At 41.9% G+C, this 13,127-nt stretch carries 10 protein-coding genes; all 10 read right to left on the minus strand.

Annotation, left to right across the window (positions count from 1 at the left end; translation table 11 throughout):
• Positions 1 to 16 precede the first annotated feature (16 nt).
• The 10 genes from FH971_RS04955 to FH971_RS05000 all read right to left on the minus strand — a co-directional run bounded on the left by FH971_RS04955 (position 17) and on the right by FH971_RS05000 (position 13,127).
• Positions 17 to 709: a 5'-methylthioadenosine/adenosylhomocysteine nucleosidase gene (locus FH971_RS04955; protein WP_140233573.1), complete on the minus strand. Its 693-nt coding sequence runs from the start codon at positions 707 to 709 to the stop codon at positions 17 to 19.
• 144 nt (positions 710 to 853) lie between these two features.
• Positions 854 to 3,118, minus strand: a complete 2,265-nt coding sequence (locus FH971_RS20450; RefSeq protein ID WP_206194445.1) for a putative bifunctional diguanylate cyclase/phosphodiesterase — start codon at positions 3,116 to 3,118, stop codon at positions 854 to 856.
• 176 nt (positions 3,119 to 3,294) lie between these two features.
• A complete protein-coding gene (locus tag FH971_RS04965) occupies positions 3,295 to 4,413 on the minus strand; it encodes a methyl-accepting chemotaxis protein (protein WP_240778444.1) in 1,119 nt (372 codons plus the stop codon).
• A gap of 185 nt (positions 4,414 to 4,598) precedes the next feature.
• Complete coding sequence (locus FH971_RS04970) at positions 4,599 to 5,411, minus strand: sterol desaturase family protein (protein ID WP_140233574.1); 813 nt, start codon at positions 5,409 to 5,411, stop codon at positions 4,599 to 4,601.
• Positions 5,408 to 6,103: a CDP-alcohol phosphatidyltransferase family protein gene (locus FH971_RS04975; RefSeq protein ID WP_140233575.1), complete on the minus strand. Its 696-nt coding sequence runs from the start codon at positions 6,101 to 6,103 to the stop codon at positions 5,408 to 5,410. Before FH971_RS04975 ends, FH971_RS04970 begins: the two co-directional genes overlap by 4 nt.
• Before the next feature lie 79 nt (positions 6,104 to 6,182).
• Positions 6,183 to 6,869 (minus strand): ATP-binding cassette domain-containing protein, encoded by a 687-nt coding sequence (locus tag FH971_RS04980; protein ID WP_240778445.1) that lies wholly within the window; start codon positions 6,867 to 6,869, stop codon positions 6,183 to 6,185.
• A 2-nt stretch (positions 6,870 to 6,871) separates the two neighbouring features.
• Complete coding sequence (locus FH971_RS04985; protein ID WP_140233576.1) at positions 6,872 to 8,584, minus strand: ABC transporter permease; 1,713 nt, start codon at positions 8,582 to 8,584, stop codon at positions 6,872 to 6,874.
• Positions 8,581 to 9,849: an ABC transporter substrate-binding protein gene (locus FH971_RS04990; RefSeq protein ID WP_140233577.1), complete on the minus strand. Its 1,269-nt coding sequence runs from the start codon at positions 9,847 to 9,849 to the stop codon at positions 8,581 to 8,583. The genes FH971_RS04985 and FH971_RS04990 overlap by 4 nt, the downstream gene beginning before the upstream one ends.
• Before the next feature lie 115 nt (positions 9,850 to 9,964).
• Positions 9,965 to 10,711, minus strand: a complete 747-nt coding sequence (locus FH971_RS04995; RefSeq protein ID WP_420853478.1) for a DUF547 domain-containing protein — start codon at positions 10,709 to 10,711, stop codon at positions 9,965 to 9,967.
• Between the two features lie 262 nt (positions 10,712 to 10,973).
• On the minus strand, positions 10,974 to 13,127 hold the full coding sequence (locus tag FH971_RS05000; RefSeq protein WP_140233579.1) for an FAD-dependent oxidoreductase: 2,154 nt from the start codon (positions 13,125 to 13,127) through the stop codon (positions 10,974 to 10,976).

The following is a 13,127-nucleotide window of genomic DNA, read 5'->3' on the forward strand; positions in this document are numbered from 1 at the left end:
ACAGAGTCTAGACGGTTTATAGCTGTTGTAACAATGCGGTCACCATCATGGCAGAATGCAAACCTGCTTTAATGATGTAAGAGTCAAAATCCACCGGTGAATCATTATTGGCATTGTCTGATAAAGAACGGATTACTACAAATGGCACTTTAAATTGATGACACACTTGGGCTATAGCCGCAGCTTCCATTTCGCATGCTGCCATTGTAGGGAAGTTCTCGCGCATCACTTTAGTACGCACAGGATCGCATATAAAACTGTCGCCAGTACAAATTAACCCTTCCATTACGTTGACCTCACCTAATGACATCACAGCGTCTTTGGCTGCATTGACCAACATGTTGTCTGGAATAAATGCAGCAGGTTGTTGTGCCATTTGGCCTATTTCATAACCAAAAGCCGTGACGTCTACATCGTGATGGCGCACTTCTGAAGAAATGACAATATCGCCAATCGCGAGTGAATCAACAAAGCCGCCAGCCGAACCGGTATTAATCACATGACTAGCAGCAAACTTTTCGATTAATAATGTGGTTGCGATACTGGCTGCCACTTTACCGATACCTGAACGGGTAACTACCACGTCTTTACCAGCAATGTTGCCGCTAATAAATTCGATGCCAGCAATTGTTGTATGTACTGGTTCTACAATAGCTTGAACTAAATGAACAACTTCTGGCTCCATAGCGCCAATAATACCGATTTTCATGAGTGAACCTTAACAGAATGAGCAAATACGAATGGGCGCTAATATACCATGGTCGCTTTAGGTTAGTAAAAAAGCCGACTCTATTTATTATTATATTTGTCACGTTTCAGATGATTAGTTACCTCATTATTTTTGTACTTATTGCTAAGCTTTTATTAAAGTGTCTTGATGCTCAAATATCAGTCCCTTTTGACTAACGTGAGCAAAAAATTGTTCCGGCGTAATGGGTTTTGAAAAATAAAAACCTTGGAATTCTTTGCAGCCCATATCAGCCATAATCCTTACCTGCTCGGCTGTTTCTACTCCTTCTGAAACACATTTTATACTGAGTTCTTCACACATATTATGAATGGCTCTCACTAGGCTTTGCTGACGATCCGAAGTGGTAATTTGGCTGATTAGGGAACGGTCTAACTTAAGTTTATTGATAGGGTAGTCAGCTAAGCGCGCTATATTGGAATAACCGACGCCAAAATCATCCACCGAGATAGTGAAACCCCATGATTGTAAGGTTTTCATTAATATTAACGAATGGGCTTGATTCGCTTCTAATGAAGTTTCGGTTAACTCCAATTCAATTTGATTTGGGCTGACAGCAAAGTCAGCTAAATGTTTAACTAATTTAGAGATAAAGTCGCTTTGGCTAAAGTCGATTAAGGAAATGTTAATTGCTACTGGTACACAGTTAAACCCTTGTTGAGTCCATTGATTAATTTGCGAACAGACTTTTTGAACCACTAAATCGGTTAAACGGCTGATCATACGGTACTCTTCTGCTATAGGGATGAATATTGCAGGTGATACCGAGCCTAAAATTGGGCTGTTCCACCGGGAAAGTGCTTCAAGACCAATGCATTTACCTGTATTAGTTACCTTGGGTTGGTAATGTACACTGAGTTCCCCTTGTTGCAGTGCTTCATCTAGCAACATCGAAATTTCATATTTTTCTAAAAAGCTCTGTGAATTGGTTTCGTTGTAAAGGCTGAATACCTCATTGGTATTTGCTAGCTTTAATGCCTCGACGGCATGAGCGACAACTTTCTCACTGGAATCACCATGTTCAGGGCAATGAGCAATACCAAATAAAAATGACTGTGAAGATTTAATGCCAAGTAAATTATAATCTTTATCTAAAATATGTTTGATTTTAGGTAAGGCACTATAGAGGTCATTTTCATTAGGGCTGCCAAGTATAAAGGCGATTTTACCTGGACCTATATGAGCACATAACAAGGGGCCTTCAATGTCATTACGCAGACGTTTAAAGGCCGTTTGGGTGATAGTTTGACTGTTATGGTTACCAAACTTGATATTCAAATAGTCATTATTGGCGCTTTGGGCGACAACCACATAAAAGCCTTTTCGATATTTGGCTATCAGGCGGTTACATTGCAGTTCAAACCAATCACGGTTAGGTAGTTGTGTTTGTGTATCGCGATAACGCAGGCGTTTGTTCTCTTCCTCCATCGCGGTCAAATTATCTTTAATGTGTTGCTCGGTACTGCAATCATGAAATTCATAAACACAAAAGTCAGAATCCGTAACTTGCTGATGTTCAACACGTTGATAGGTATTGTTGAGTTGCAGTATCTGTTCTTGCTTATCAGAATTGCAACTTTTAAAGTTCGGAATAATAGAAGAGAACAACAATTGTTGATGATTTAATGGATTAGGTAATTTCAGCAAATCAATAGCTTGTTGGTTAGCATCTGTAATCATCCCCATATCATCGACAATGATTTTTGGAATGGTGGATTCAGTAAAAAAAGTGCGATAGAGATCATTTTTACTTTTTAGATAAGCATTTGAACATAATGTTGTTTTGTTAAGGCGCTTAGCTGCGACAATGGTTCTTGCCACGGCTAAAGGAATGCAGATATTAAAAAATACAAAAATCACGCCAGTAATATACCAGTTAGCGTCTGGAAGCTGTTGATTTATATTAGTATATTTAGATAGGTTGATGTCGTGTAACATCATGTAAAACGGCACAATATTTAATAAGGCATAAAATATTGCCACTCTGCGTCCTAACAGCATTAGCGCGATGGCAGGACAGACAAACATCAACATACTGCCGATTTGGGCTAATGCTAATTCAGGGAGGGTTAAATTCATTGCTAAACTAGCCAAAACTAGTGCAATAAGAAGTAGGTGAGCGCAGGAATAATAGAATCGCTTGCTTGCGAGTAACAGCAATAATAATATCGATGTAAAGCCAATTGTCAGCGCAATTATCCATAAATAATTTAGCTGTAATGCTTTACTGAATGTATCCAACGCAGTGGCTAGGCACAATAGTAATCCAGAGGTTAGGATTATCCTCAGTGCACTTATTCGCCAATTGGGTATCGATTGATGTGCGTTAATATCATCATTTAGCAGGAAAAAGGTGTTTAAAAAACTCATACAATATTACGCATTAGTAACCGTAGGGTTATTAAATAGTATAGTTTTTTTAAATCAATCAATCAATTGAATAATACTTGTTGGGACACTAGTGGTTTTTTGTGCAAATAAAACAGTTCCATCACATAAACATGCGATGGAAAAGTAAATTGTATTTCTTAATTTCATGGCCGATATTACTGCTGACTTTGAGTAAGTAAATTATCGATAGCATGAACTACACTGATGCTTGCATCTTCCATGAGTTCAAGTTGCGCCGAAATAGCATGTTCATCACCCGACCGCATTGCTTCCACAGCGGCTTTTCCTGAACTGTGTACTGTTTTATGAGGGTGCTCAATCGCTTTAAAGCTCGATAAACTCGCGAATTGTTGTCCTTCACCTTGGTAATACCATTTACCGAGTCGACATTCAGCGTGGCTATTGACACTAGCATTAAGATCTTTACTGGCGAGTATTCGGTATACATCACTTTTCCACACGCTATGATCTAATTTGACCGTTGTTAAAAATGCAGTCAATGAGGCATCACCAATAACTTGTTTCATTACGTCAGAACTTTGCAATACATCGGAGACTACCTGATTAATTTGTTCCGAAGATACCGCAATATCACTCGCACAAGTTTGGTTTGTTACTACCATTTGCTTAATTTGTTCAGTTTGGTCAATTACTTTGGATACTAATTTCTCTATATTCGTACTGGCTTCATGCGCATTACCTGCTAATTGACGAACTTCGCTCGCTACCACGGCAAAACCACGACCTGCATCACCTGCTCGAGCTGCTTCAATAGCAGCATTGAGCGCTAGCAAATTGGTTTGTTCTGAGATTTGTTGAATAGATGACACTAGATTGCTGATCCCATTTGCAGATAGACTGAGTTCTGCCGCAGTCGTCATGCTTTTCTCTGCGTGATCATTTAAATGCCCCGCACGGTCTTTTAAGTTGCCTATTGCTACCCGCGTTTGACCAAATAACTTGTCTAGTTCAGACAGCATTTGTTTTTCATTATCTAGCTTAATTGAGTTTTCTAAGGTGGTATCACGAATATCGTTGAGCATTGTTGCACCTTGTAATTGAAGGTCGGCACGTGCTGCATCGTATCCGGATTGGCTATTTAAATGATTTAATTGCTGACTTAACTGAGAAATAGTCAGTTGTAATTGATTTAATTCATCAGAATGGTGCTGTTTATTAGTGACTAATTGGTGTTCTAAATCGGCTATTCTAGCTTTCAAACCTTGAGTAAAACCGATCATAGTATCTTTATCCGTTAATAATATATTAGTCATATAATGGTAAAGTATCATCGATTAATCAAGAACTTCAGAAGTCTCACATCACAAAAACGCATAATAAATACTTCTAATAGTTTACGTCTAACAGTACGCGATTCTATTTATAGATTAAATACAATGAGTTGGATTTAATTGTACATATTGTTTAAACCTCTGATGATTTACACTGCACCATGCTGTTATTTTTTAGTGGTAAAAGGCATCCATAATAAACCGGAGAGCCAAGCATTTTGTTTTGCATTGGGGTATTGAGTTAGGCCAATATCAATTTGATTATCAGGTTTACTGGCATCGTTGGAGTAGGTGCCAAAAATCCGATCCCACCAAATAACACTAAAGCCAAAATTGGTATTACTTTCAGCCATAATCTGGCTGTGATGTATGCGGTGGAGTATTTGGGTTACCACGACATAACGAGCCACTTTTTCGAGTTGTTTTGGTAAACGAATATTAGTGTGGTTAAAAATCGCAAATCCATTAAGCAAAATTTCAAACAGTATTACGGCTTCTGCGGGTATCCCCAATATCACAATCGCGAGCGCTTTAATGCCAAGGCTGGCAATGATTTCAAAAGGATGAAAACGTAAAGCTGTACTGCTGTCGACAAGGCGATCTGCGTGGTGGACTTTATGTAAGCGCCACAGTAACGGAATTATATGAAATAACCTATGCTGCCAATAAATAAGCATATCCAGCAGCAATATACTGATAATAATATTAGCCCAATATGGCAGCTCAACGTAATGTAATAATCCCCATTGTTGTTGGGTGGTGTATAAGGCAAAACCCGCTAAACCCAGCGGCAGTATTAATCTTGCCATTACAGATGAGATTATCAATAAGCCAAAGTTACCAAACCAACGAGTCAGCATTGTGGCTGATTGTGGTGTTTTGGTTAACTTTCTTGCGGGAAACAACAGTTCTAGACTCATCATCAACACAAGAATGGTTAAAAATACCCCTAATCTGATTGCTGCTATTTCATCTATCATATTCTAGGCTCCTCAATGACCGTTTCCTTTACTGCAGGTTTGTTAACTTCAAGTTTCTTTGAGCCGGATTCTTTAACGGTATGATTTTTCAATGTGTGATAGCCGCCATGTATACGGGTAAAAATGGTAATCGCGCCTAAAAATGCAAAACTGTATGCAAGTTCTGGGAAATAGGCTGGCCATAAACAAAATGCGACAAAAAAGGCGATGGTTTCAGTGCCTTCGGTTAAGCCATTTAAATAATAGAAACTCTTATTGGCAAATTGTGGCCTAGGAAGATTCAGCTGCTCTGCTGGTATCGCAAAAGCCAAAAAACTTGAGCCGGTACCAATAAACACGGTTAATAAAACCGCTGCGGCTAGGGCATTCTCATTAGGGTTGGCTAAGGCAAATCCTAATGGAATGGCTGCGTAAAATACAAAGTCGACGCAAATATCTAAGAAACCACCTGCTGCGCTGGTGTGTTTTTGATAGCGAGCGAGGGCGCCATCAAGGCCATCAATAATACGATTGAGGGCAATAAAAAATAATGCCGTATACCACTGCTGCATTACGAGAAACGGCACGGCTAGCATGCCTAAACCAAAACCGACTAATGTCAATTGGTCTGGGTGCACTTTTTGCTTATCGAGTAACACCACTAATGGGGATAATATTTGTTTAATCACTGGAGTAATAAATTTATCTAACATGCGTCGTTTCCAATTAAGCTGTTGTATGTTAATCGATCTGTTGTCTGTTAATTCAGCTGTTGTTTGTCAAAATAGTGGTTTATATCATTTCACTTGATGTTAATTTAATGACTTTACCTTGAGCTGCATCCGTGTCGGTTTGATCGTGAGTCACCATAATGGCAGGTAGCTGATGCTGGCGTATTTGATCAAATACCAATTGTCGGGTTTCTTGACGTAACTGACTGTCCAGCTTACTAAAGGGTTCGTCTAATAATATGGCTTTGGGTTGACTAAGCAATACCCGCAGCAATGCCACCCTAGCTTGCTGACCGCCTGATAAACTTTGCGGGTCACGTTGTTCTAATCCACCCAGACCGACTTGTGTTAACGCTTCACTAATTGCGGCTTGTCGCTGTGCTTTAGGGCTTGGCGGCATAGCAAAGCCGATGTTTCCTGCCACGGATAAATGCGGGAACAATAACGGGTCTTGGTAGAGCAAACCAATATGGCGTAAATGACTGGCTGTTTTCGTAATATTTTGGCCGTTTAAATGCAATTGACCTTCAGCACTAAAGCCCGCTGGCAACATGCCTGTTAACCAGTTTAATAACGTTGATTTGCCGCTGCCAGATGGCCCCATAATTGTTAATATTTCACCGCCACGAATGGTCGCGCTTAATGATAATAAGTTTTGTTGCTGACGACGCAAGATCAGCCCATCAATGGTGAGTTCTGATGTTGAGGTGGTATTTGAGCCGTTGGCTGTACTCGCGAATGTTTGCATTATTATCCTTGTTGGTGGCGTTTGACTAACATTTTTGGCAATAGCCAAGCCAGTAAAAAACCTAAAGCGGGGAGGATCATTTGCATTAACGCATATACGGCACTGATCCTACGGCTTCCTCCATTGGCTAGCGAAACAGCTTCAGTGGTAATGGTATTGATGCGTCCACCACCAGTGAGTAAGGTTGGTAAGTATTGGCTAAAGCTAATGGCTAAACCTAATGCGCAAGCAATGAATATCGGCCCAATTAACATGGGCAGTTTAATCCGGAAAAATATTTTTGCTTTGGTGGCCCCAAGACTGGCCGCAACAATACTAAAGCGTGGGTCTAAACGACGATAGCTACTGGCCAGCGATAAAAACACATAAGGTAATACAAATAACAAATGGGCCAGTACCACATTGATAAAGGTATGTTGACTGTTTATTTGCTCAAGTAACCAGACCAAACCAAATAAAAACGCGATACTTGGAATAAGCAAGGGCAGATAAATTAATACACTGCCCAGAAGCGATAGCGATTTTCCGCTATGCTGCTCCGCTTCTAAGGTGAGCAAGGTTAAAGTTATCGCCAGAACGGTGGCGCAGAGGGCAATCAGTACCGTGTCGATAAGTGGTGTGTGCATTTGTTGTAATGCCGTTTGCCAGTGCAGCATTACAAATTGTTGCGGTAAGGCATCAGGGAAATGCCAAAAGCCAGCAAAAGACCACAACAGCATTCCAACTAATGCCAAACCAATGATAGTTAACATTAATGCGGTGATGACATGGGTTATCTTTTGGATGATAGCGCCGCCGTATTCGCGCTCGCCATTGGTTAACATTGGCTTAGCAAATTGACTCACTAAGCGTTCGAGTAACCACCAACAGGCTAACACTAATAACGTCAGTTGAATTTGTAATATTGCCCCAGCTGACGCTTTAATGCGTAGGCTTAAGTCCACGTCATGAAACCACTGCATAATTGCCACAGCCAATGTCGGTGGATTGTTAGGGCCTAAAATTAAGGGGATTTCGACACTGGCGCTGGCGTAAGCCAATACTGCTAATATTGGTAAGCGCAAATGTGGATACAAGCTGGGTAACACTACTTTGAAAAAAGCCGTCATTGGGCAATAACCTAAGCTCAATGCCACTTTATGTTGTGCCCGCAATGTTTGCCCAAGGTCGGGTTGTGCTAATACGCCTAGCGCCATTAGCAATAAAAAAGGCAGTTCTTTTAAGGTCACGCCTAGAATAATACTCAGCCCCATCGCATCGTGTGGATATAGCCAATCTGGTGGTGCATCCCAACCACTTAACCAAGGCGACACTAAGCGAGACAACATGCCAGACGGGGTGATAAGAAATCCAATAGCAATGGCTGCAGCAGCATGAGGGATAACCAAAATAGGTCCTAAAAGGCGTTGAATATAACCCAGCCACGGACTGGTAAAGTAACTTGCTAGGATCAATATGGTGATTAAAAAGGCCAACAAGGTACTAATCAAGCTGGTGGTGATACTCAATAACGCCATGTGGCCAATGCCCGGCGTTTGCCATAATTGCTGAAAACCATTCAGGCTAAAATGGGTTTGATCCAGTGCTGGGATCCAACCAAACGCAGGCAGAATAACGCCAATTAACCCACCCAATACAGGGATCAGTAACAAAGCCATCATCATAAATGGACTGAAGCGCACAATTGGATTGAACAGCTTGGCTACCGTGTTCATTGCATCACTCCATAGCGTTGTAACCATAGCTTTGTAATAACCTTACTCCAACTTGGATCTGGCTCGCTTAACGCTGGGCTGATTGCTTGGTTAGCAATAGTGGCACTGGGATGTGACTGAGCGGGTGGCTCAAACCAAGTTTGCTGTTCGGCTGTCAGCTTTGATAGTGCTAACACGCTGGTGTCGCCCCATATATTCGCTTGCTGTTTGTGTGCTTGAGCTTGTGGACTCAGTAAAAAATTGACTACCAATTTAGCGCTGTCCAGGTGAGCGGCATTATAGGGAATGGCGATAAAGTGAATATTACTCAAACTGCCATCTTGCATACGATAACTACGACTGCTGTCGGGTAATTCAAAACGTGCAACGGCCGCGGGAATTTCGGCGGCTGAAAAGGTAAACGCTAGGGCAAGTTCACCATCGCCGATTAAGCGACGTAGCTCCATGCCACTGGACATAAAGTGTTGACCTTTGCGCCATAGATGCGGATGTAGCTCATCTAAATATTGCCACAATACCGGTAATAACAAAGCCTGGCTTTGCGTTGTCGCGGGTTGATAAAGCAGATTTTTAATCGCCTCAGGTTGTGAGTTGTTCAGCACAATTAAGGCGTACTTTAAAAAGCTGGTGGCTAAAAAGTCAGGTGGCTTAGGGTAGGTGAATCTGCCTGGGTGTTGTTTGGCCCATAGGCTTAGTTGTTGCAAAGTTTGCGGTGGTGATGAGGTCACTATGCTGTCGTAGTAAAACGTCAGCGCAGCTTTACCCCATGGTGCTTCCATCCCTTGTGTTGGCACGCCAAAGTCACGGGTCATCGCGGGATTGTTATCTGGATCGGTTAAACCAAAGTTGGGCAATTGCGTAACCCAATTTGGCGCTAGCAGTTGATGCTTGGCCATGGCGGCAAAATTTTCACCGTTAATCCACACTAAATCGACTTGGCCTTGATGATCATTGTTTGCTGATTTTTCGGCTAATACTCGGCTGACCGCTTCACTTGTGTCGGTGAGTTTTACATGGTGTAAATTGATCTGATATTGCTGCTTAACTTGTTTCGCGGCCCATTGAATATAACGATTTATTTGCGGATCGCCACCCCAAGCATGAAAGTACACATCTTGATTAGCGCCTCGAGATTCAATCTCTGGCCATGATAATTTCAATGCTTGAGCTGATGCTTTATTAGATACTGGGATTGATGGTGTCGTTAATATTTGGGTTTGTGCTGTCGGTTTATCTACAACATCGTTGACAGAGGCATGAGCCATGCCAGTCCAAAGGGCAGTAACAAGCAAAAAAGCACTAAGCCCAAAACTAACTGCAACCTCAGATTTTATAAGGTTGCGGTAAAGGGCAGTGCTAGTGATATTGCACCAGCGTAAATCAGCCAGCAACATTAAGTGACCAATCATAATCTAAGAATTTAATATCGAGTTGTTGTTTTTCTGCCGCTTGACGCTGTGCAGGAGTTAGTGTCAGAACACCTTTATCACTATTGGAATAAAGCAATAAAAATGCTTCAATCGAATGAGTGTTGCGAAATCCTTTAGTAAAGTCGTCGCCATACCATTTAAAGATAGAAGACAAATACAGGCTGTCTCCCTTGGCATAATTTCGGCTACTATCGGCAAGAAAACGTTCAGTTTGCTGGGTTAATTGCAGTTCGAGTTTAGCACCTGTATAGGCTTCTTCACGCAGTGCAGGGCAACCAATGCTGGCACAGTTTACCGCGAAGTGGATTCTGGGATCGTTGTAACGATCACTACCACGAATGAGTTTGTGCTCAATATCATTTAGGCTGCGGGTTTTACCTAATAATGGAATAAAGCTTTTATCCCATGGAGAACTAAAAAAACTGCCTAGGTCTTTGATTGAGTCGATGTCAGGGTATTTAGTTAAGATAAACTCAACGGTCCACGCGTTGTAAGCATTAATTAAAAATGCCAATTGCGATGGTTTATCCCAAGCATCAAATTCTGCTTGGGTTATCTGACTCAATTGGTTGAGATAGCTGGTCAATATGGTTCGATCTTGTTGTATCGCTGCGTAATCTATTGCGCTACTGTGACCTGAATGAATCGGTTTTACATGACGGCTGAGCAAGGTATTCCACTCATCATGTAATGCCATTTTTGTCTGGCTTTCCACAAGACGATTAGCACCAGAAAGCCCCTCAGACTCATTCGCCGCCGCAATAGTCGCACTACTGACAAGCAAGCTCAACAAAAGACCAATAGTCGGTAAAAATGATTGAGTAAATCGCGTTAATATTTTCATTATCTGAGACCTATTTTAAGATCCATCTTTATGATCCAAAAGCTAAATGATTCTAAAGATAAGGCCCAATTTCGTGAGCCTTAGCTAGGTGAACCTGAGTCATTTCTCTGTCAGGTTAGCCACGACGCCATGTGTGGTATTTTTCTAACCAGCGCAATACAGTTTCTGGTGCATGGTTACGCTTCCATTCACCTGCGGCGTACTTGTTGCCTTCGGCCCATGTTGGGTAACTGTGAATGGTGCCTAAAATCTTGTTAAGCCCTAATCCGTGTTTCATCGCCAATACAAATTCAGCAATTAAATCACCAGCGTGTTCAGACACGACCGTTACACCTAAGATTTTATCTTTACCTTTAGGGGTAATCACTTTAATAAACCCTTCGGTAGCACTGTCTGTAATGGCGCGATCAAGCTCGGCAAAATCAAAGCGAGTGACCTCATAATCAATCCCTTGCTGTTTGGCTTCGTATTCATTAATACCCACACGAGCCACTTCTGGATCGATAAACGTAGTCCATGGAATAACGCGATAGTCGACTTTGAACTTTTTCAAGTGGCCAAAAAGTCCATTGACTGCCGCGTACCAGCCTTGATGCGCTGCTACGTGAGTAAATTGATAAGGCCCAACAATGTCACCTGCCGCATAGATATTTGGGTATAAGGTTTCTAGGTATTCATTGGTGACGATAGTGCGGTTGGTTTCAATGCCTAACTCTTCTAAGCCGTAACCGCTTAGGCGGGCACTACGACCGACAGCACATAATAGCTGGTCGTACTCTAACGCTAACTCTTGCTCTTGATGTTTAACAATAAGGTATTTTTTACCGTCTCGTAGTTCGCAGCGCAGCGCTTGGTGTGAGGTTAAAATATTCACGCCACTTTTTTGCAAGGCTTGGGTGGCAAACTCAGACACTTCAAGATCTTCTTTGATCATGATGCGCTCAGCCATTTCAACTTGAGTCACTTGTGATCCTAAACGGGCAAAGCTTTGTGCCAGTTCTGAGCCAATTGGGCCGCCGCCTAGTACCACTAATTTTTGTGGTGCTGTATCGAGTTTTGCAAACTCGTCCCACAAGGTATCACTGGTGACATAACCAACTTCTTCTATGCCTGGTAACGGTGGCACAAATGGGCGAGCACCTGTAGCAATGACAATGCTACGCGCGGTTAAGCGACTGATATTACCGTCTGGGTGGTTAATTTCAACTGTCCATGGGTCGACTAATTTTGCATAGCCTTTGACTACGTCGACACCTAAGTTGGTGTAACGCTCAACACTGTCGTGGGGAGCAATATCGGCAACCACTTGATGCACACGCGCCATGACTTTTTTAAATGAAAATTCAGGAGTGCTGTCTTCTAAGCCGTAATGATGGGCGTTTCTTATTTGCTGAGCAATTTTAGCGCTTTTAATAATCGCTTTACTCGGCACACAGCCATAGTTTAAGCAGTCGCCGCCCATTTCGCCGGCTTCAATTAAGGTCACTTTAGCTTTTACTGCGGCAGCAATATAACTGGTTACTAGGCCACCGGCACCTGCGCCTATCACAATCATGTTGCGATCAAATTTAGCTGGCTTGGTCCATTTGCTGTATACGCGACGTTTTTTGATCATGTTAACAATACCTTTTGCAATAATGGGGAATAAACCTAATAGTGCAAATGACACGATAAGGTTAAAGGATAAAATATTCGATAAGCTGTCAATTTGTGCCAACTGAGTACCCGCATTAACGTAAACAAAGGTGCCCAAAAACATACCGACTTGGCTTACCCAGTAAAAAGTCCACGATTTAAAGGCGGTTACACCCATCAGCATGTTGATTAAAAAGAACGGGAATATTGGCACTAAACGTAAGGTAAATAAGTAAAAGCCACCTTCTTTTTCAATACCGGCATCAATGGCCGCTAAGCGCTCTGGAAAACGTTGTTTAATTGAATCACGCAACAGATAACGCGACACTAAAAATGCCAGTGTTGCGCCGATACTCGAGGCAAACGACGCAATAATTAATCCTTCTACGATGCCAAATAAGGCACCCGAAGCGATGGTAAGAATCGCGGCACCAGGTAAGGACAATGCGGTCACTGCCACATACAATAAAAAGAACCCGCCAATAACCAACAGTGGTGACTCTTCACGTAATTGACTAAAGTCATTCATCGAGCCCTTTAGGCCCTCTAAGGTCAGTAATTGATGCAAGTCAAAGTGGAAAAATAATCCCACTAATGATGCAGCAATCAGTAATAAAACAATTTTTTTAAACAT

It is taken from the genome of Shewanella polaris (assembly GCF_006385555.1).
GTDB classification, from domain to species: Bacteria; Pseudomonadota; Gammaproteobacteria; order Enterobacterales; family Shewanellaceae; genus Shewanella; species Shewanella polaris.